An 18,937-nucleotide genomic window follows, 5' to 3' on the forward strand; every position below is an offset into this window, starting at 1 on the left:
CATCCGGCTGACGAGGCCAGGGGGTTCCGGGGGAAATGATTTCCCCCGGGCGGGGGCCGGGGCGGCAGCCCCGGTGGTCTCGCGCGGGGCGGCAGCCCCGGTTAGTCCAGGTATTGGTCTTTCCAGGCCGTCCAGGCGTCGCGGGCGCGGGCGGCGTAGAGGGCCTTGCGGCTGGCTTTTTTATTGCGGCCGGGCAGTTCCGGCGACAGGCCGAAATTGACGTTGGAGGGCTGGAAGTGTTTGGCGTCGGCGCCCAGGTGGCGCAGCAGCGCGCCGAGGGCCGATTCGGGAGGGGGCGGGGGGAGTTCCCGGCCGTGAAGCCGGGCGGCGAGGGACAGGCCGAGCCACAGGCCGCAGGCGGCGGATTCCACGTAGCCTTCGACGCCGGTGATCTGTCCGGCCAAGAAGACGCCGGGCCGGGCCAGGAGTTCCAGGGTGGGCGAGAGGGTTTTGGGGGCGTCGACGAAGGTGTTGCGGTGGATGCTGCCCAGGCGGAGGAATTCGGCGTGAGCGAGGCCGGGGATGGTGCGGAACACGCGTTGTTGTTCGGGATAGGTGAGTTTGGTTTGGAAGCCGACCATGTTGTACGCGGTGCGGGCGGCGTTTTCGGGGCGCAGTTGGATGACGGCGAAGGGGCGGCGGCCGGTGCGCGGGTCCGTGAGGCCCACGGGCTTAAGCGGCCCGAAGGCCAGGGTCATCTCGCCGCGCTGGGCCATGGCCTCGATGGGCAGGCAGCCTTCGAAGTGCAGCTCCTTTTCGAATTCCCGGGGCTGGACCTTGTCGGCGGCCAGGAGGTCGGCCACGAAGCGGCGGTAGGCGGCCTCGTCCATGGGGCAATTGAGATAGTCGCCCTCGCCTTCCTCGTAGCGGGAGGCGAAGAAGGCGACGTCGTAGTCGACGCTGGCGGCGTCCACGATGGGGGCGATGGCGTCGTAGAAATAGAGGCTTTGCTGGCCGATGGCCCGGGCCAGATCGGCGGCCAGGGCGTCCGAGGCCAGGGGCCCGGCGGCCAGGACCACGGCGTCGAGCCCGGCCAGGGCCGGATCGTCCAGGCTTTGGATTTCCCGGCGTTCGAGGCGGATGCGGGGCTGGGCCGTTATGCGGGTGGTGATCTCCCGGGAGAAGAGGTCGCGGTCCACGGCCAGGGCCTTTCCGGCCGGGATGGCGGTGCGCCGGGCGGCGTCCATGACCAGGCTCCCTGCCTCGGCCATTTCGAGCTTGAGAAGCCCCACGGCGGACAGGGGATCGTCCGAGCGAAAGGAGTTGGAGCACACCAGCTCGGCCAGATGTTCGGAGGCATGGGCCGGGGAGAAGGTCGTCGGCTTCATTTCAAAAAGGGTCACGTCCACATCCGCCCGGGCCAGGGCCATGGCGCATTCGCATCCGGCGAGTCCCGCGCCAACGATTCCGACACGCATGAAAAACCTCCCTGTCCGCCCGGAAGGGGCGGGGAATAGAGCTGCGGCGTGCATTTCTCCCGGCCGCAGATCGGGAGGCTCCTTACAGACACAGCCGTCTACGGCTGTGATTCGTCGTCGAGGTGTGACGGCGCCGTCTTTTGCCGCAGCGATTATGCCATCAGTTTGGCCGCGATGGCGGCCAGATGGCGTCCCTGGAAGCGGGCGGCGGCCAATTCGTTTTCCGAAGGGCGGCGGCTGCCGTCGGGACCGGCGATGGTGGTGGCCCCGTAGGGGGAGCCGCCGGTGATTTCGTCCACCCGGGTCTGTCCGGAAAAGGAATAGGGCAGCCCGACCACGACCATGCCGTGGTGCAACAGGGTGTAGATGAAGCTGACCAGGGTGGTTTCCTGACCGCCGTGCTGGGTGGCGGTTGAGCAGAAGACCCCGGCGGGTTTGCCGACGAGGGCCCCCTTGGCCCACAGGCCGCCGGTGGCATCCAGGAATTGCCGCATCTGGCCGCACATGTTGCCGAAGCGGGTGGGCGTGCCGAAGAGGATGGCGTCAGCCGCCTCGAGTTCGTCCAGGGTGCATACGGGAACCACGCTCAAGGATTTCTGGATATCGGCGGCCCCCATTTTTTCGATGACGTCCGGGGGCAGGGTCTCCGGCACGCGGCGCAGCGTAGCCACGGCGCCGGGGATTTCGGCCACGCCTTCGGCGGCGGCCTGGGCCAGGGCGCTGACGTGTCCGTAAAGGGAATAATACACGGTGAGCACGTTCATGGGGGCGACTCCTGTTGCGGTTTGTCGGCGCCCGCGAGGGTAGCCTGGAGCGGCGGCGGGGGCAAGCCGGATGGTGAGCGGCCGGGCGCGGGAGATGGCGGGGAACGGCGGCCGGGCCGGGATGCGGCCTGGCGTGGGACATATGGGGTTGTGGCCGGGAGGATGCGTCGAGGCGGGGGAAAAGCCGGGAGGACGGGGGGCGGCTCGGCCCGGCCTCAGCGCGGCGGGATTTTTAAGACCTGTCCCGGGGTGATCCTGTTTTGGCTGGCGAGGGCGTTGTGGGAGGCCAGGGCGGCGACTTCAACGTTATGCCGCTTGGCGATGACTCCCAGGGTGTCGCCTTTTTGCACGGTATAGGCGGCGTCGGCGCTGTCGGAGGAGGCGTCGGCCAGGGCGGCCTTTTCGGAGGCCTGCCCGGGAAGGCCGGGGACGACGGCGTCGGTTGTCGGCTTCGGCGCGCTGTCCGGGGTGTCGGCAGGGGCATTGGCCGGGGTCTCGGCAGGAGGCTCGGCCGGGGAACGGTCGGGCCGTTTGGCGTTCCCGCTTGGCGGTTCCGGAATGACCAGTTCCGGGTCCGAAGCGAGATCCTTGGTGCTTGATTGGCGGCCCATGCGCAATTCTTTTTCTTTCTTGATGACGATGTATTTCTCCCGGGCGGCGAAGAATTGTTTTTCCACCTCGGCCCCCGGGGGCACGGGTCCGGAGCGCACGGCCTGGGCATAGCTGGCGCGGGCGGTACGCAGTTGCTCCAGGGCCAGTTCCCCCTCCTGGTTGAGCAGATCATCATTGATATAGGTCATGTTGGCCTCGTAGCCGGGATATTTCGCGCACCCGGCCATGGTCGTCGCCAGGACGGCCATGAGGCAGAAAACAAGGAGTTTCGGGCTTTTCGCCATGAGGGTCTCTTCCGTCGGGTTGTCGGAATGTCGTTTGCCGACAGCGGCGATTCGTGTGGTGTGCGGCTCGGTATGAGACGCTTAGCATTTGGCCCCGGGAGGCGTAAAGTCCGGCCTTGTCCGCCGCCGGGGATCAATTGAGCATGAACCGCATGGGGTTGACCGGCGTCCCGTTGACCTGCACCTCGTAGTGGAGATGGGTGCCGGTGGTGCGGCCGGAGTTTCCGGAATAGGCGATGAGCTGGCCGCGCTTGACCTCCTGTCCCGGGGTGACCGTGGCCGACTTGAGATGGCCGTACAGGGTGCTTATGCCGTAGTCGTGGACGATGACCACCCGCAGGCCGTAGCCGCTTTGGTAATCCACATCCGTGACCCGCCCGGCGCCCGGGGCGTGGATGGGCGTTCCATAGGGGGCCTTGATGTCCACGCCGTTGTGGAAATCGGCCCGCCGACCGAACGGAGAGCGCCTGGGGCCGAAGGTGGAGGTGATGTAGCCGGCCATGGGCCACAGGGAGGGCCGGGCCTCGAACTCCAGCTTTTTTTCCCGCAGGGAGTGGCGCAACTGTTGCTGCAACACCTCCTGCAGGGCGATCTCCTGGCCGAGGTATTCCAGAAATTCGTTCATCTTGCGCGTCAGCACGCCCTGACGCAGGAAATACAGCCCCGATGCGGCCGCCAGATCCGGTCCCGGCGCGCCCACTCCCAGGGGGGAGGCCTCCCTGGCCGGATCGAAGTCGACCATGACCCCGAGTTTTTCGTTGAACGCGGCGATGCGGGTGACCTCGGACTCCACGCGTTCCATGCGCTCCTTGAGGCGCAGGGACGTGGATTTCTGGTCGGCCAGGGCGCCTCGCCCGTCTTCGGCCAGCCGGGACAGACGGTCGTATCCGGCATAATACCGCCATAAAAAGGCGTTGACGACCACCAGCGCGACCAGGACCGCCACCGGAAGGGCGATCATCCAGGCCCTGACGGTGAAAAGCGGTCTGGCGCCCTTGCCGCGCCGAAAGAGGCAGACTTGATATCCGAATATGGGCATGGTTTGATCGGTACGACGTGAATGCAGTATCGGGCCGCCCCGGGTTCGGGTCGCGTTGCGCCAAAGGGGGCGTGGCCTGTTTCGCCCGGCGGGAAAAATTCTGGCGCCGGGCCGGGCATCCGGACGGGAAGCGCCACGAGAGCCGGGGCAATCCGCTGATACGCCAAGTGACCCTTGTATCCAAGAAGACGAAGAAGGGCAAGTCCCGGGGTTTTCAGCGGCGGCGCACGTTTCGTGGCGGTTGATTTACAAAACTCCCCCGCACTGGCATAGGACTATGCCAAGCGGCTGAAACGGCGCGGGCGGTTATGCCGATGCGCCCGGAGCAGCCGCCGTTTTCGCGAACCCCCCACCGGACCAGTGTCCGCTGACGAGCCGCAAAGGGATCCATGGACCACGCCGACATCCTTCTGGAATCCGGCACCAACGAGTTGGAGATCGTCGAGTTCCACGTGCTGGAAGACCTTGGCCACGGCGAGACCCGGGCCCTGGCCTTTGGGGTCAATGTGGCCAAGGTGTTGGAGATCATCGAAAATCCAGGCCTGTCCCCCTTGTCTTCGGCCCCGCACCCCTGTTTCCTGGGAACCATCCCCTTGCGCGAATTGGTCCTGCCGGTGCTCGATCTGGCCGTATGGCTGGATATCACGCGGGCGCGCACCCCGGGCGAGGTGGTCCTGGTGACCCGCTTCAACTCCCGGACGACGGGGTTTCTGGCCTCGGGGGTGACCCAGATCCATCGCGTGGGCTGGGGCAGCGTGGAGGCGCCGCACCGGTTGCTTGGCGGCTGCGTCACCGGACTTGTGCACATCGAGGACCGCTTCGTCCAGATGATCGACCTGGAGCGGATCCTCTTCGAACTGGACCCGGGACCGGATGAGGAGCCGGACCAGCGGGAAAAACCCGCCCGGACGTATACGGTGCTTCTGGCCGAGGACTCGGCGGTCATGCGCCAGATGGTGTCCCAACGGCTCACCGAGGCCGGGTTTCGGGTCATTTTGACCGGAAACGGCGACGAGGCCCTGACCCTCTTGCGTGCGACGGCGGCCGGGGCGACGTCCGAAGACCGGCCGGGCGAGGGACTTCCCGACGTGGTGGTCACGGATGTCGAAATGCCTCTGCTCGACGGCTACACCCTCACCCGCCGCATCAAGGAGGATCCGGACCTTGGCGCGCTGCCCGTGATTTTATTCTCCTCCCTGGTCAACGAGGATTTGCGCCACAAAGGCCGGGCCGTGGGGGCCGACGCCCAGATTTCCAAGCCGGAATTCGGAAGACTGGCCGACGTGGTGCGCTCCCTGATCGAAAAACGGTGATCCGCAGGACGCCGCACCTGCGGCGTTTCTGACGGGAATTGGCGTTGTTGCGTTGCTTTTCTTGCAAAACGAAGGCACAAGGGGACATCGTCAACCCCGTATCCGGAACCAGATCATGAAATTTCCCCCGGACATTCCTGCGCTCATCACACGGCGTTCGCTCTTTTCCTGGGTGTGGACCAGCAACTTGAAGTTGCAGGGCATCCTGTTGGTGGTCATCGTGGTCACCGTCGGCGCCCGGGTGCTGCCCCTGGAGATGCAGAAAAAGATCATCAACCAGGCCATCGGGCTGCAAAAGCTCGATCTGCTCTATATGTATTGCGGCTACTATCTGGCCGCCGTGGTGGCCGCCTCGGGGCTCAAGCTGGTCATCAACACCCTACAGACCTATATCGGCCAGCAATCCCTGGCGGATCTGCGCAAAAAACTCTACGCCCACATCCTGACCATGCCCATGCCCTTTTTCCGCAAGGCCTCCCCGGGCATGGTGGTCCAATCCCTGGTGTCCGAGGTGGCCAACACCGGCGAATTCGTGGGCCAGGCCGTGGCCGTGCCGGTGACCAACTTTTTGACGCTGGTGGCGTTCGCCACCTACCTTTTTTATCTCAACCCGCTCATGGCCGGCATCAGCATGGCCCTGTACCCCGTGGCCATCGTGGTCATCCCGTTTTTGCAAAAACGGGCCAACGCCGCCAACAAGGAGCGGGTGGACACGGGGCGCAAGCTGTCCACCATGATCGGCGAGACCATCTCGGGCATCCACGAGGTGCATTCCAACGCCAGCTTCAACCTGGAGAACCGGCGTTTCGGCGGGTTCGTGGACACGCTGTCCCGGGTGCGCGTGGTGTGGAACCTGTATAAGTACGCCATCAAGGTCTCCAACAATTTTTTTCAGAGCCTGGGGCCCTTCGTGCTCTTCCTGGTGGGCGGCTATCTGGCCATCAACGGCCGCTTCGACCTGGGCGCGCTGGTGGCCTTTCTGTCGGCCAACGAAAAGCTTTACGACCCCTGGAAGGAACTGATGGACTTCTATCAGGTCCATCAGGACGCCAAGGTCAGCTACGGCCGGATCATGGAATATTTCGAGGGCGCGCCGGAATTCCCGCTGACGCCCGAGACGCCGCGTCCGCCCCTGGTCCTGGACGGCAGCGTCAGCGTGCAGGATCTGGTCATGGAGGTTCCCGGCGGCATTCAGTTGCTCAAGGGCGTCTCCATGGACATCAAGCCCGGCGAGCAGGTGGCCCTGGTGGGGTATTCCGGGTCCGGGAAGTCCACCCTGGCCCTGTGTCTGTGCCAGATCAACAAGTACTCCGCCGGGCGGGCCACGCTTTCCGGCCACGACATCGACGCCACCCCCAAAAGCGACATCGCCGACAACATGGGCGTGGTGGCCCAGCATCCCTTCATCTTCGAGGGCACCATCCGCGACAACCTGCTCTATTCCATCAACGCCCGGCGCGAGGCCCACGGCGCCACGGGCGAGGAGGGACTGCCGAGCCTGGACCGCATCATCGAGACCATCCAGCAGGTGGGGCTTTTTCAGGACGTGCTCAGGTTCGGCCTGAACACGGTCTTTAAAAAAGGGCGCAAGGAAAACCTGGTCAAGAAGATCATCCACATCCGCGAGAACTATTACCAGGAGCAGGGCGAGATCCTCAAAGACATCGTGGAGTTCTTCGATGTCGACAAGTATCTCTATTACAGCCCGGTTTCGGCCAACATCCTGTTCGGCAACCCCAACCGCGACGAATACCAGCCGGAGAATCTGGCGAACAATCCGGGCTTCCTGGAATTTTTGCACGAGGCCGGGCTGCGGCAGTTGTTGGTGCAGTTGGGGCGGGAACTGGCGGCCCAGACCGTGGACATCTTGAAAAACGTGCCCTCCCCGGACGCCAGCTTTTTTGAGCAGTCCCCGGTCGGGGCGGACGAATTCGCCGCCTATTCCGATCTGACGACCCACCTGGAGCGGGTCAAGATCCACGAGATCAGCCCCGACGAGGAGCGCCTGCTTTTGACCCTGGCCCTGCGCTTCATCCCCGGCCGCCACAAGATCGTGGGGCTTTCCAAGCTCTCCGAGGTGCTTGTGCTGCAAGGCCGGGCGCTTTTCATGGAGAAGACCGGGAAAGCCGACCCCGAGGCCGTGACGTTTTACCGCCGCGAGGATTTCATCCATTCCCAGACCATCATGGACAACATCCTCTTCGGCCGCATCCGCACCGACAATCCCAAGGCCCTGGACCAGATCAACAAGACCATCGTCAGCCTGCTCATCCAGGAGGACATGCTGGAACGCATTGTGGAACTGGGGCTGGATTTCCATGTGGGCTCCTCGGGCGACCGCCTCTCCGGCGGCCAACGCTCGAAAGTGGCCCTGGCCCGGGCCTTCCTCAAGGAGCCGCCGCTTTTGATCCTTGACGAGGCCACGGCGGCCCTGGACAACGCCTCCCAGACCCGTATCCAGAACCTGCTGGAATCCAAGTGGAAGGGCAAAAGCACGGTGGTGTCCGTGGTCCACCGTCTGGATACCATCAAGGGGTTCGACAAGGTGGCGGTGATGAAGGCCGGACGTATCGTGGAATGCGCCTCCTACAACGAACTCATGGAAAAAAAGGGGATGCTCTATGAACTCGTCCATGGATCATCAGGACGCAAGTGACGGAGCCTGCGGGTTCACCACCCACCTGGACATCCTGCGGGAGATGCCGATTTTTACCGGCCTGTCCCTGGATGTGCTCAAGGTGCTGGCCTATTTGAGCAGCAACGAGACCTGTCGCGACGGGGACCGGCTGTGCGTCCAGGGGGAGATGTTTGATAGCTGCCGCTATATCACCATGGGCCGGGTGGAGATCCTGCGCGCCCCGGAGAACGGCACGGCCGCCGTGGTCGGGACGGCGGGCGGCGGCTGGACCTTTGGCGGGCTGGCGCTTTTGACCCACGTCAAATCCCTGTATACCATCCGGGCCAAGGGCGATGTGGAGTGCCTGGTGCTTTCCAGGGAGAAATTTCAAAAGGCGGCCGAGCGGTTTCCCCAAGTGCTGCCCCGGGTGTTGCACGCCGTGGTCGAGCACATGTTTTCGTGGGAGGCCAAGGTGTTGTCCGCCCTTGAGCGCAATGCGGCCACACCGGAAGAGGTTCACGGCCTGACGCTTTTCTAGGCGGCGGGCACGACCGGCGAGGCCTTCGGGACATCGCCCCTGGCGCCGGGCACGGGCCACGACCCCGGGACGCCTCCCGTAGCGGGGGGCATGAGGCCGTTACCGTCCAGCGGCCCGACCCGGTTCGGGACGGGAAACCTGAGCATGGTGGGAGTCCATGATCGCAGACAACAAAGACCCCCTTGCCGTTTTTGTCGACTTCGTCGCCAAAAAACGGCTCAAGATGACCCCCCAGCGCAGGCACATTCTTGATGTGTTCCTGAACTCCGAAGGGCATCTGACGGCTGAGGAGCTCTACCGCAAGGTGAAGGACGCCAATCCCTTCATCGGCCAGGCCACGGTCTACCGGACGGTGAAGCTTTTGGCCGATTCCGGGCTGGCCAAGGGCGTGGAATTCGGGGACGGCGTGGTCCGCTACGAGGTCAAATACGGGCAGACCCACCATGACCACCTGATTTGCGAGCGGTGCGGCCGCAACGTGGAGGTGGTCAACGCGGACATCGAGAAGCTTCAGGAGGAGGTGGCCGCGCGCCACGGCTTCGTGCTCACCGGGCACAAGCTCTATCTCTACGGCGTGTGCCCCGAGTGCCGCAAGGCCGACCCGTCCACCGCCTAACGGTGCAATCGATTGTTTCCGTTAGCGTTTGACAAGCCGTAACGCCTTGCATGTATGATCTTTATTCACAAGAAACAGAAATGTTTTTTGTGAACGCCACACGAGCGGTGCCTCCCTTGAAAAATACGCCAGTTTTTTTAAGAAAAAAAAATATTTCAAATTGTTGCTTTCAAAATTCGGGTGCGCCAAGGTCGAGGACACGACCCGAGCGGTGCGGCTGTCAGGCCGTGGTGCTGACGTCGTGGCCATGATGCAATGACGGACGAGGGGCGCGACGTCGACACGGCGGATCGCCCGGGAGATAAGGAAATGCGCATGCCTCAAAGCCGAGTCCTCCTGGCGGCCATCGCCTTGTACCTGTCCTTCGTCGCCGTTTCCCGGGCCGGAGACGCACCATTGATCTTCGGCCTTCTGCTCGTCGGGCCCCACAACGACAAGGGCTACAGCCAGGCCCAGTACGAGGGCGGCCGGTATGTCGAGGCCAAGCTGCCCGGGTCCAGGATGATCTACCTGGACCAGGTCAATCCCACGGATCGTCCCGGACTGACCATCCCCCAGGCCGTGGACGACATGGCCGCCAAGGGCGCGCGGCTGGTCATCGCCGGTTCCGAGGACATGCGCGACGGCCTTCTGGAGGCCGCCGGCAGGCATCCGGAAATGACCTTCCTCCATGTCTCCGGCGACGACGTGCTGACGGGCAAGGCCCCGAAAAACCTGGGCAACCTGTTCGCCAAGATCGAATACGGCAAGATGATGGCCGGATTCGCCGCAGCCATGACCACCAAGACGGGAAAAATCGGCTACCTGGGGCCGCTGGTCAACGACGAGACCCGGCGCGTAGCCAACGCCGCCTACCTCGGGGCGCGCTACGCCTGGGAGCATGTGCGCGGCAAAAAGCCCGGGGAGCTGACCTTCAAGGTGAGCTGGATCGGGTTTTGGTTCAGCATCCCCGGGGTGACCGCCGACCCCAACCAGGTGGCGGGATCGCTCTTCGACCAGGGCATCGACGTGATCATCTCCGGCCTCGACGCCCCCGAGGCCCTGACCGTGGCCGGGAGCCGCCGTGAGGCCGGGGCCGACGTGTACAGCCTGCCCTACGTCTACAAACCGGCCTGCCAGCTCGCCCCCGAGGCCTGCCTGGGGGTGCCCTATTTCAACTGGGGACCGCCGTTTCTGATCATCGCCCGGCAGGTGGCGGCCGGAACCTACCAGCCCGCCTTCGCCTGGCTGCCGCCGGATTTCGCGGACATGAACGATGCGGATAAAAGTCCGGTGGGCTTTCTGCCCGGCCCGGCCCTTTCGGCTAAAAACCGGAAAGACCTGGACACCTTTTCGGCCGCCCTCGGCTCGGGGGCCGTGGACCTGTATGCCGGGCCCCTGGACTACCAGGACGGCACGGTGTTCGTTCCGGCCGGCCGCTCGGCCACGGAAAAGGAACAGTGGTATTGCCCGCAGCTTTTAAGCGGCATGCAGGGCCAAAGCGCCGCCAAATAGCGCCACTTCCGGTCCGAACCCTGAGTGGAGCCGCGCAAGGAGAAGGCTGACATGGCCGACGTTTTCGACCTGATGATCGGGCGCATCCGCAAAATCCTCGACGCCGGGCTCGACGCCGACGCCACCATGCGGATTTTGGAGATATTGGAGGCCCCCTTCGTCTCCAAGGACATCCTGGAGAAGGCCCGGCTCTACAGCGAGACCCTGCCCAAGGCCGAGGAGCATCCCTTCACGCCCGCCCAGCGGTATCTGCATTTTTTATGGGACGCCTTCGACAAGCTGCCCCTGTGTCTCATCGTTCCGTTTTCCATCCCCTTCCGCAGGATTCTGGCCGAGCGGCTGTTCGGGGCTTGCGGCCGGGCCTTTGTGTGCGAGGAGAACGTGCGGTTCAATTTCGGGCAGTTTTTGCGGGTCGGGGACAACGTGTTTTTCAACCGGGGCGTGTTTTTGGACACCAAGGGCGGCGTCGAGATCGGGGATTCGGCGGCCCTGGCCGAGGACGTGCGCATTTTCACCCACGGCCACGACGAGGCCTCGCACATGACCCGTTCCTATGCGCCGGTGCGCATCGGGGCCTACGCCAAGATCTACGCCGGGGCCACGCTGATGCCCGGGGTGACGGTGGGGGATCAGGCCCTGGTGGCCTCGGGGGCGGTGTTGACGCATGACGTGCCGCCGAACATGGTGGCGGCCGGGATTCCGGCCAAGGTGATCCGGGAGCGGCGCACCGGCGGCCGGAGCGGGGATGAATTAGAGCATATCTGGTTGTTTTGAGGAGATGTTCTTTGTGGCGGTTGCCAGGATGAGCTTGACACATCCCCAGGAGACCATTAAATTGCTTTTAATAATGCCCATCGGAGTCAGCCCATATGGGGTGTCAAAGGCTCCGATAATTACCTCCCCAGGGGTGCCTTGCGCACCCCTGTATTTTTTTAAGGAGGGAGAAATTGAATTATCGTGTCCAAATTTTTATTGATTTTTGGAATTTCGTTTTATCACTCAAAGGCGAAAACGGTGGGGTAGGGTTCCCCTCCGATTGGGAAAAAATACCTCACGTTTTTATTCGAGAGGCCATGAATGTCATTTCGCCTGGGAATCCAGGCATCTATCAAGGTATGAATGTCTATGGATCATATGATCCTGCAAGCCCGTCCGACGTAAAATTACATAAGTGGGCAAGAAATACGTTGGACACCTTTGCTGGGACAAACGTTTATTTTGTTCAAAGACAAAAAAAGAAACGTGGTCCAAAATGCCCATCATGTCACACGGTGGTTGAGCGTTGCCCTGTTTGCGGGAACAACATGCGGGGGACTGAAGAAAAGGGAGTTGATACCCTGATAGCGACCGACATGATCCGGTTGGCGTGGGAAGATAATTATGATGTAGCTATTCTTGTCTCGGCGGACAGGGATTTTATACCAGTAGCCAATTTTCTCCAGATAAAAGCACTAAAAGTGATTCATGGGGCTTTCCCTCCACTCGGGGCGGAATTAACGCAAAAGTGTTGGGGGAGTTTTCAAATTCCTTCGGTATGTGGAGAATTTAAGATAACGTAGTTTTTAAAGAACTCTCCCTGAAATACCGCCCGGCCACGCAGGCCGCCGCCGCGCAAGCCGTAAACTCGATCAATTCCGGGGCCGAGATGCGCCCGTTGAACTCCCCCAGGTGCGGTCCCGTGGGAATGGCCACATCCTGTTCGCCACGGCGCAGCCCCAGCGCCTCCTGGCGCGGCATCCCGCGCCGGGTCAGAAACTCCACGAACGCCGCATCGCTCATGGCCTCCTGATCCGCCACCCGCAGCATCTCCACCATGTGCCGGTCCACCCCCATCTCTTCGATGAGCCGCGCCGCCAGTCCGTCGCGGTCGAAGGGTAGTTCCCCGGCCGGGGGGCGGCCGGTAAAGCCCTCGTAATACGCGCCGTAGATCATCGTCAGGGCCTCGGCCAGAAGCGCCGGGTCGAACAGCTCCCGGGCGTCCACCGGCTGGCCGTCGCCGGAGAGTCCCACCCGCGTGGGCTCCTTGAACCGGAAATAGCTCCCGGTCACCAGCAAAAGCCCCAGCAGATGGTCCCCCATGCACTTGAAAAGCGGCCTGGTGGGCCCGGCATGGGACACGAAGTGCTCGAAGTCGCGCAGGCCGGTTATGCCGAAGTTGGGGAACCGCGTGGAGGCCAGCCATTGGTCCAGGCGGCCCATGCGCCGCCAGTCGTAGAGGCCCTCGTCGGAACGCCGCTCACGCTGCACCCGGTTGTGGAAAAGCGGGATGGGGGCGGTATGCACGATGCCCCGGGCGCTCAAACGGCCGAACAGCAGGGCGTTTTGCCCAAGCACCGCCAAAAGCTCCCGGCCGTCGAGGCCGCCTTGCGGCCCATGCTCATTGGGATAGCGGAAATAGTCGGCCCGGGCCACATAGGCCATGGCCAGCCCACCGGCCAGGGAGGAGGGATCGAGGCCTACCCGGGCCAGGGGGGCGTCCGCGACCCGAAAGACCGCCTGCCCGGCCACCCGCATGGGCCGGGGCACGTGGAAGGGCGCGGGCATGTCCCGGGCCTCGGCGGCCAGATGCTCCATCCAGGCTGCCTCCAGGGCCAGCCCGGCCGCAGACTCCCCCCGGCGCAGGAATTTTACGGCCATGACCCGCCCTGCGCCGGAAAGGGGCATGATCAGGGTCCGCCCGGCCCGGGACGGGATGGCGTCGCCGTCGCAGGCCGGGGTGTCGTCCGTCTCGTCCGTACCGCGCGCGTCGGCCAGGCGAAGCAGCGCCGTCCAGCCGATATCCCGGGCCTGGGATGGGTCCACGGGACAGGCGCCGTCTGGCCCGGCCACCTGGGGGCCGGAAACGGCCAGGGGCAGTTCCCCCACGGCGTCGGCGGCGGCCATGCGCGGCTTGCCGGGCCGGGCCAGGGCCGTCTCCACGCCCGCAAAGGCCCGGGCCGCCAACTCCGGGTCCGGGACGTTGCGGCACAGATCCAAAAGGACGGCCGCCGCATCACGGTACAGGAACCAGGCCTGGGTCTGGGAGGCGTGGGGGGCCTGGGCCAACAAATCGGCCAGGGCGGCCACGGAATCCGGCGTGACCTCGGCCGGGTGCAGACGGGTGATGTCCGCCAGGCGGCGCACGGCCAGATAGGCGGCCTGGAAGTCGCTTCCGGCCAGGCCCTGATGCTGGGTCATGGCGCTTCGGACGGGGCCTGCGGGCCGACGGGCCGGGGTCGAAACACCCGGGAGCAGGCCGGGAGGCCTGGGGGCCGGGGTCGAAACACCCGGGAAGGGGCCTGTGGGCGGGCCGTGGTCATGGGACGGCGGGGGACGGCTATTTGCCGCAGCAGCGGGCGTTTTTGAGCGGCGAGCAGGGGGCCGGTTTCATGTCCAGGTCGATGCAGCCGTTGGTGTAGTCGCGGATGATCTCGGCCGAGGCCATGCGGCCGTGCCAGGCCTTGCTGGTGATGATGGCCAGATTTTCGTTCACCTGGATGTAGAACTCGGTGAATCTCGACCCGAAGTGGACGTTGTAGACGTAGACGCCGTCGCGCACGCCCATGAACTGGAATTCCTCGGGCGGCTTGCAGGTGGCCATGGACAGAGCCCGCACGAAGGCGCACTCCATCACGACCTGTTCGTCGAAGGCGGCGGCCGGGGCGGGCAGGCCTGTCAGCATGACGGCCAGGACCAAGGCGACAGGCGTCAGCCTGGAAAGGGGGCGCAAAAAGGGCCGGAAAAGGGGGCGGAACATGCGACCTCCGGGCGTAGCGGCGCGGGCCTCAATCCAGTTCGTATTCGTCGCGCCAGTCTTCGGTCTCGGCCCAGGCGGGCTGGTCGGCCTTACTGAACAGGCAGTCCCCGATGACCAGATGGTCCATCTCCGTGCGCATGAAGCAGCGGTAGGCGTCCTCGGGGGTGCACACGATGGGTTCGCCGCGCACGTTGAAGCTGGTGTTGACCACCACGGGGCAGCCCTCGCGTTCGTTGAAGCGGGAGATGAGCCGCCAGTAGCGTTCGTTGGTCTGGCGATGCACGGTCTGCACCCGGGCCGAGAAGTCCACATGGGTGATGGCCGGAAGGGTGGACCGCTCAACGTAGAGCCTCTCGAGCATGGGCTTTTGGAAATAGCCCTCGGGCAGGGGCTTGCGCAGGGCCTCGGCCACCGGGGCCACCAGGAGCATGTAGGGCGACGGCCGGTCCAGTTCGAAGCACTCCGAAACCTTCTCGGCCAGGACCGAGGGGGCGAAAGGCCGGAACCCCTCGCGATATTTGATCTTCAGGTTGAGTTTTTTCTGCATCTCGGGATGGCGCGGATCGCCCAGGATGCTGCGCCCGCCCAGGGCCCGGGGGCCGTATTCCATGCGCCCCTGAAACCAGCCCACGGCGTGTCCGGCGGCCAGATGGGCGCAGACCGTGTCGCACAGGGCGTCGAAATCCTCGAAGCGGGTGAAGGGGGCTTGGCGGCGTTTGGCCAGGCGCTTGACGTCGGCCGTGGTGAATTTGGGGCCGAGGTAGGAGCCGCGCATGCGGTCCAGGGCGCCCTTGGGCAGGGGGGTGCGGTCCTTGCCCATCCAGATGTGCCAGGCGGCCATGGCCGCGCCTACGGCGCCGCCAGCGTCGCCTGCGGCGGGCTGGATCCAGATGTCGTCGAAAAGGCCCGAGCGCAGAAGCTTGCCGTTGGCCACGCAGTTTAAGGCCACGCCCCCGGCCATGGTCAGATGGCGGCAGCCGGTCAGGTCTCGGGCGGTCTTGGCCAGGCGCAGGACCGCCTCCTCCGTGACCTGCTGAATGGCCAGGGCCAGGTCCATGTGCTCCTGGCCGAGCTCGCTTTCGGGCTCGCGGCGCGGCAGGGAGAACGCCGCCTCCCATTTGGCGTCGCGGGTCATGGTCAGGCCCGTGGCGTAGTTGAAAAAGTCCATGTTGAGCAGCATGGACCCGTCGCTGCGCAGGTCCACGATCTCGTCCAGGATGGCCTTCCTGTAGCCCTCGACGCGGGCGCCGCCCTCGATGCCGTAGGGGGCCAGGCCCATGAGCTTGTATTCCCCGGAATTGACCTTGAAGCCGCAGTAGTAGGTGAAGGCGGAATAGAGAAGTCCCAGGGAGTGGGGGAAGTCCAACTCGCGCAAAAACGTGATGTCCTTGCCCTTGCCGTGGGCGATGGCCGTGGTGGCCCATTCGCCCACGCCGTCCACGGTGAGGATGGCGGCCTCGTCAAACGGCGAGGGGTAGAAGGCGCTGGCGGCATGGGACAGGTGGTGTTCGGGGAAAAGGATGCGCGGCTTGCCGGGCCCAAGCTTGGCCAACTCCTCGCGCAGCATCTTGCGCATGAAGAGCTTTTCCTTGATCCATACCGGGATGGCCGACAGAAAGCTCGGCAGTCCCTTGGGCGCGAACCCGTGGTAGGTCTCAAGCAGCCGCTCGAACTTGAGGTAGGGCTTGTCGTAAAAGACCACGGCCGCCACCTCGGGCAGGCTGATTCCGGCCTCGGCCAGGACATAGGCCCCGGCCTTGGCCGGGAAGGCCGGGTCGTGTTTTTTGCGGGTGAACCGCTCTTCGTGGGCCGCAGCCACGATATGGCCGTCGCGCAAAAGCGCGGCGGCGCTGTCGTGGTAGTAGGCGGAGATGCCAAGGATGTATTCGGGCATGGGGCGTCCGGGCTGATGTCCCTGAAAATACGTCAGTATTTTCTATGATGATGCTGCGTCTGCACGCATGGCGTCCTTAAAAAGCGAGATACTGGCTTTTTTTGGCGCCGCCGTTAGAACAGGGTATAGATGAACGGGGCCACGGCCGAACCGCTGGTCAAAACCACCAGCGCGCCGAAAAGCAACAGGGTCAGGATGATGGGCAAAAGCCAGAATTTTTTCCTGACCCGCAAAAAGCCCCACAGTTCACGCAAAAATTCCATATGGCCTCCGGATGTCCGCGCGGCGCGTAAGTACAAGGGCGGCGCGGGAGTGTCGTCAAATGGTCAATAAAACGGTCGCCCGGCGCATCCGGCTGGAGCGGCGGGACTTTGGCCCAGGCGGCGAGGCGGCCGGGCCGTCAAAAGGGCTGCTCGATGTCGGCGGCCGTAAAGGTGTGGTCGCGGACCCGGAACACCGACTCCGTGCCCTTCTTCCAGCAGGCCACATGCAGGCTGTCCTTGCCCAGGGCCTTGCGCAAAAGTCCCATGGGGGTGAGCACCAGGAAAAAGGCCAGGGAGAGGATGACCTTGGACATGACCGTGCCCAGCACGTGGGACAGGCCGAACCAGACCCGGGCCAGGGGTTTGTAGACCCCGGGGCAGATCATGTTCACCAAAAGGACCAGGATGGCCGTGGGCAGCATGGCCCGGTAGCCGCCGATCCAGGCGAACAAAAGACAGATGAGCACCATGGCCATGCCCGTATCCCGGGCCTGGGCCGTGGTGGCCTTTGTCCAAAACGAGCCCTTGGGGGGCTTTTGCATCGTATCCATGGCGGTATGCCGTCCGTGCCGGGAGGTTGACGAAAAAAGAGGGCGTATCCGGCCAGGCGCCGCAGCCCATGCCACACGCCACAAGGCCGCGCATTCCTACCTTTCGGCAGGCGCAGGCGTCAAGCTGTCCCTCAAGCGCCCGTGGCGGCGGGATTTTCGAAGGGATGGCGGATCGGGCGCATCCGCACATCGGCCGCTCCCGCCGGGGGCGGCCGATGTGCGGGCGCGCTCCGGACGCGACGCTTATTGCGGATTGTAGACCTGGAAGGTCTTTTTCGCCGTGGAGCCGTCCTCGGCCGCAACCTCCAGGGTCCAGTCCCCGCTGACCATTTCCCATTCCTGCTCGAAGGTGAAGATGCAGTTGTACTGGGCGCCCACCTGCACGGTGTCGGTGGTTTCGGTCTTGAACTCCACCTCTTTTTTGGCCGGGTTGATCATGCCCGGCGAGGTGGTGATGATGCGGATGGCGGCCTGCCCGCCTTCGGGCTTTTTGACCTGGAAGCGGAACCCGAAGGTGGTGCCGAGCTTTTTGGGCACGGATTCGGTCTGAAGCGTCAGGGTGTTGCCGTCATAGATGCCGAAATCCACAATCTCAATGGACTCGGGCGGGGGTGGGGGCTCGTCGCCGCCGAACAGATTGAAGCCGGAGCAGGAAGCCAAAAACAGGGTCAGGATCGGAAGCACGAAAAGCATACGTTTCACGGAGAAACCTCCTTGGGGTCCGCAGGGAATCGTGGGAGTCAATCGAAATGCCGGGCGCCTGTCAAAGCATGTCCACGCCATCACCGCCAGGGGCGGCGTAGGCCACGTCCAAAAGCGGGGTCTTGCCCGAGAAAAAGGCGTCGATCCGGGCCTTCTCCGAGCGGTGTACGCGTAGCCTGGAGACCGGGAGCGGGCCTTGCTCGCCGCCGTAGAGCATCACGGCCCGGTCGATGAAGGAGGCTGGAACGACATCGAGCGGCATGCGCATGATCCGGGGCGAGCCGTCCGTCAGGATGGCCACGGGACCGTCCAGGCGGGCATGGGCGGCGTCCACCAGAAGATTTCCCGTACGCACCAGGGTTTCTTCGGTCACCGCCAGGGGCGTTCCGGCCCATTTGGCCAAAAAAGCCACAAAGGCCGGTCGCGGGGCCACGTAGGCGAAGGGGTCCACCTTGCAGGCCACGGACGTTCCCGGGACATTCAGGATGTCCGGGTTATCGCGATAGCGCGTCCCCAAGGCCTTTTCCAGCCGGGGGAGAATCTCGCTGTAATCGATCATGGTTCGCCGCGCCTTTTGGCAAAGGCCTGTTCCATGAGCCGCCTCGCCAGACCGCCGAAGCCGCCCGGGGTCGTGCCGAACACCGCTTTCCACACTTCGTCGGATTCCATACACAAATAGAGTTTTCCCGCAAGTCCGCATTTTCGCAAAAGCCCGGCCACATGGCGAAGCTGGCGCACCCGCAGGGGCCGCGCCAGGCGCCTTTTCCCATCCAGGTCCGTCACGAATTCATTGAGGTAATAGTCCGGGAGGATGCCCGCAGCGGCCAGTCCGGCGGGCAGATCGGGCAGAAAGCGCAACGAGCCCAGGCTGATGTAGACGATGTCCTTGGGCCGCAGAAACGAGGCGATCATGTCCACGGTTGCGGCGTAGCCCGCCTCCCAGCCGGGGTGGGGCACGATGGGGTCGAAGTGCAGGCACACCCCGAACCCGGCCCGGGCGGCCTGGCGGGCGGCGGCCAGCCGTGCTCATCAGCAAGGTAGCGCCCCTTGAAGAAGGAGCGCTGTGGTTCAACAAGCTCTACAACCGGGAAGACAA

19 protein-coding genes are annotated in these 18,937 nt (G+C 64.1%); 7 read left to right on the forward strand and 12 right to left on the reverse strand.

The genetic code is table 11. The features are described from left to right. Positions 1–101 precede the first annotated feature (101 nt). The 4 genes from trmFO to V3572_RS09555 all read right to left on the reverse strand — a co-directional run bounded on the left by trmFO (position 102) and on the right by V3572_RS09555 (position 4,117). Positions 102–1,418, reverse strand: coding sequence for a methylenetetrahydrofolate--tRNA-(uracil(54)-C(5))-methyltransferase (FADH(2)-oxidizing) TrmFO (trmFO, locus tag V3572_RS09540; RefSeq protein ID WP_332110764.1), 1,317 nt, complete (start codon positions 1,416–1,418; stop codon positions 102–104). A gap of 152 nt (positions 1,419–1,570) precedes the next feature. After that, complete coding sequence (gene wrbA / locus V3572_RS09545; RefSeq protein ID WP_332110765.1) at positions 1,571–2,182, reverse strand: NAD(P)H:quinone oxidoreductase; 612 nt, start codon at positions 2,180–2,182, stop codon at positions 1,571–1,573. A 215-nt stretch (positions 2,183–2,397) separates the two neighbouring features. Then, on the reverse strand, positions 2,398–3,078 hold the full coding sequence (locus V3572_RS09550; RefSeq protein WP_332110766.1) for a LysM peptidoglycan-binding domain-containing protein: 681 nt from the start codon (positions 3,076–3,078) through the stop codon (positions 2,398–2,400). Between the two features lie 133 nt (positions 3,079–3,211). Beyond that, positions 3,212–4,117 (reverse strand): M23 family metallopeptidase, encoded by a 906-nt coding sequence (locus tag V3572_RS09555; RefSeq protein WP_332110767.1) that lies wholly within the window; start codon positions 4,115–4,117, stop codon positions 3,212–3,214. 389 nt (positions 4,118–4,506) lie between these two features. Here V3572_RS09555 and V3572_RS09560 point away from each other — a divergent pair, with 389 nt between their 5' ends. The 7 genes from V3572_RS09560 (at position 4,507) to V3572_RS09590 (ending at position 12,254) form a co-directional block, all read left to right on the forward strand. Further along, positions 4,507–5,430, forward strand: coding sequence for a chemotaxis protein CheV (locus V3572_RS09560; RefSeq protein WP_332110768.1), 924 nt, complete (start codon positions 4,507–4,509; stop codon positions 5,428–5,430). Positions 5,431–5,545: 115 nt separating this feature from the next. After that, positions 5,546–8,086 (forward strand): ABC transporter ATP-binding protein/permease, encoded by a 2,541-nt coding sequence (locus V3572_RS09565; RefSeq protein ID WP_332110769.1) that lies wholly within the window; start codon positions 5,546–5,548, stop codon positions 8,084–8,086. Further along, the gene (locus V3572_RS09570) at positions 8,052–8,585 is read left to right on the forward strand and encodes a Crp/Fnr family transcriptional regulator (protein ID WP_332110770.1); all 534 of its coding nucleotides are present in this window, start codon (positions 8,052–8,054) and stop codon (positions 8,583–8,585) included. The genes V3572_RS09565 and V3572_RS09570 overlap by 35 nt, the downstream gene beginning before the upstream one ends. 157 nt (positions 8,586–8,742) lie before the next feature. Beyond that, a complete protein-coding gene (locus V3572_RS09575; RefSeq protein ID WP_332110771.1) occupies positions 8,743–9,201 on the forward strand; it encodes a Fur family transcriptional regulator in 459 nt (152 codons plus the stop codon). Positions 9,202–9,516: 315 nt separating this feature from the next. Then, a complete protein-coding gene (locus V3572_RS09580; protein ID WP_442877373.1) occupies positions 9,517–10,695 on the forward strand; it encodes a BMP family lipoprotein in 1,179 nt (392 codons plus the stop codon). A gap of 51 nt (positions 10,696–10,746) precedes the next feature. Then, positions 10,747–11,469, forward strand: a complete 723-nt coding sequence (locus V3572_RS09585) for an acyltransferase (RefSeq protein ID WP_332110773.1) — start codon at positions 10,747–10,749, stop codon at positions 11,467–11,469. Between the two features lie 173 nt (positions 11,470–11,642). After that, positions 11,643–12,254, forward strand: a complete 612-nt coding sequence (locus V3572_RS09590; protein WP_332110774.1) for an NYN domain-containing protein — start codon at positions 11,643–11,645, stop codon at positions 12,252–12,254. Here V3572_RS09590 and V3572_RS09595 read toward each other — a convergent pair. From V3572_RS09595 to V3572_RS09630, 8 genes are all read right to left on the reverse strand, one after another. Next, a complete protein-coding gene (locus V3572_RS09595; protein WP_332110775.1) occupies positions 12,241–13,872 on the reverse strand; it encodes a SidJ-related pseudokinase in 1,632 nt (543 codons plus the stop codon). The two genes, V3572_RS09590 and V3572_RS09595, sit on opposite strands and share 14 nt — an antisense overlap. A 139-nt stretch (positions 13,873–14,011) precedes the next feature. Then, positions 14,012–14,431 carry a hypothetical protein gene (locus V3572_RS09600; protein ID WP_332110776.1) on the reverse strand — a complete coding sequence of 140 codons (420 nt, stop codon included), beginning with the start codon at positions 14,429–14,431 and terminating at the stop codon, positions 14,012–14,014. 28 nt (positions 14,432–14,459) lie between these two features. Next, positions 14,460–16,325 (reverse strand): carbamoyltransferase family protein, encoded by a 1,866-nt coding sequence (locus V3572_RS09605; protein WP_332110777.1) that lies wholly within the window; start codon positions 16,323–16,325, stop codon positions 14,460–14,462. A 113-nt stretch (positions 16,326–16,438) separates the two neighbouring features. Continuing rightward, positions 16,439–16,588, reverse strand: a complete 150-nt coding sequence (locus V3572_RS09610; RefSeq protein ID WP_170304569.1) for a DUF5989 family protein — start codon at positions 16,586–16,588, stop codon at positions 16,439–16,441. Between the two features lie 137 nt (positions 16,589–16,725). Beyond that, entirely contained in the window at positions 16,726–17,139 is a 414-nt protein-coding gene (locus V3572_RS09615; RefSeq protein ID WP_332110778.1) for an SxtJ family membrane protein, read from the reverse strand. A 243-nt stretch (positions 17,140–17,382) separates the two neighbouring features. Further along, the gene (locus V3572_RS09620; protein ID WP_332110782.1) at positions 17,383–17,832 is read right to left on the reverse strand and encodes a DUF3859 domain-containing protein; all 450 of its coding nucleotides are present in this window, start codon (positions 17,830–17,832) and stop codon (positions 17,383–17,385) included. Between the two features lie 70 nt (positions 17,833–17,902). Then, a complete protein-coding gene (locus V3572_RS09625; RefSeq protein WP_332110779.1) occupies positions 17,903–18,400 on the reverse strand; it encodes a hypothetical protein in 498 nt (165 codons plus the stop codon). Further along, positions 18,397–18,822: a hypothetical protein gene (locus V3572_RS09630; protein ID WP_332110781.1), complete on the reverse strand. Its 426-nt coding sequence runs from the start codon at positions 18,820–18,822 to the stop codon at positions 18,397–18,399. Before V3572_RS09630 ends, V3572_RS09625 begins: the two co-directional genes overlap by 4 nt. Between the last annotated feature and the right edge of the window lie 115 nt (positions 18,823–18,937).

Source organism: Desulfolutivibrio sp., from assembly GCF_036584575.1.
Classification (GTDB): Bacteria; Desulfobacterota; Desulfovibrionia; order Desulfovibrionales; family Desulfovibrionaceae; genus Desulfolutivibrio.

Excerpts from the sequence above, each read along its gene's own strand:
- trmFO (WP_332110764.1), bottom strand. The coding sequence starts at position 1,418 with ATGCGTGTCGGAATCGTTGGCGCGGGACTCGCCGGATGCGAATGCGCC.
- wrbA (WP_332110765.1), bottom strand. The coding sequence starts at position 2,182 with ATGAACGTGCTCACCGTGTATTATTCCCTTTACGGACACGTCAGCGCC.
- V3572_RS09550 (WP_332110766.1), bottom strand. The coding sequence starts at position 3,078 with ATGGCGAAAAGCCCGAAACTCCTTGTTTTCTGCCTCATGGCCGTCCTG.
- V3572_RS09555 (WP_332110767.1), bottom strand. The coding sequence starts at position 4,117 with ATGCCCATATTCGGATATCAAGTCTGCCTCTTTCGGCGCGGCAAGGGC.
- V3572_RS09560 (WP_332110768.1), top strand. The coding sequence starts at position 4,507 with ATGGACCACGCCGACATCCTTCTGGAATCCGGCACCAACGAGTTGGAG.
- V3572_RS09565 (WP_332110769.1), top strand. The coding sequence starts at position 5,546 with ATGAAATTTCCCCCGGACATTCCTGCGCTCATCACACGGCGTTCGCTC.
- V3572_RS09570 (WP_332110770.1), top strand. The coding sequence starts at position 8,052 with ATGAACTCGTCCATGGATCATCAGGACGCAAGTGACGGAGCCTGCGGG.
- V3572_RS09575 (WP_332110771.1), top strand. The coding sequence starts at position 8,743 with ATGATCGCAGACAACAAAGACCCCCTTGCCGTTTTTGTCGACTTCGTC.
- V3572_RS09580 (WP_442877373.1), top strand. The coding sequence starts at position 9,517 with ATGCCTCAAAGCCGAGTCCTCCTGGCGGCCATCGCCTTGTACCTGTCC.
- V3572_RS09585 (WP_332110773.1), top strand. The coding sequence starts at position 10,747 with ATGGCCGACGTTTTCGACCTGATGATCGGGCGCATCCGCAAAATCCTC.
- V3572_RS09595 (WP_332110775.1), bottom strand. The coding sequence starts at position 13,872 with ATGACCCAGCATCAGGGCCTGGCCGGAAGCGACTTCCAGGCCGCCTAT.
- V3572_RS09600 (WP_332110776.1), bottom strand. The coding sequence starts at position 14,431 with ATGTTCCGCCCCCTTTTCCGGCCCTTTTTGCGCCCCCTTTCCAGGCTG.
- V3572_RS09605 (WP_332110777.1), bottom strand. The coding sequence starts at position 16,325 with ATGCCCGAATACATCCTTGGCATCTCCGCCTACTACCACGACAGCGCC.
- V3572_RS09610 (WP_170304569.1), bottom strand. The coding sequence starts at position 16,588 with ATGGAATTTTTGCGTGAACTGTGGGGCTTTTTGCGGGTCAGGAAAAAA.
- V3572_RS09615 (WP_332110778.1), bottom strand. The coding sequence starts at position 17,139 with ATGGATACGATGCAAAAGCCCCCCAAGGGCTCGTTTTGGACAAAGGCC.
- V3572_RS09620 (WP_332110782.1), bottom strand. The coding sequence starts at position 17,832 with ATGCTTTTCGTGCTTCCGATCCTGACCCTGTTTTTGGCTTCCTGCTCC.
- V3572_RS09625 (WP_332110779.1), bottom strand. The coding sequence starts at position 18,400 with ATGATCGATTACAGCGAGATTCTCCCCCGGCTGGAAAAGGCCTTGGGG.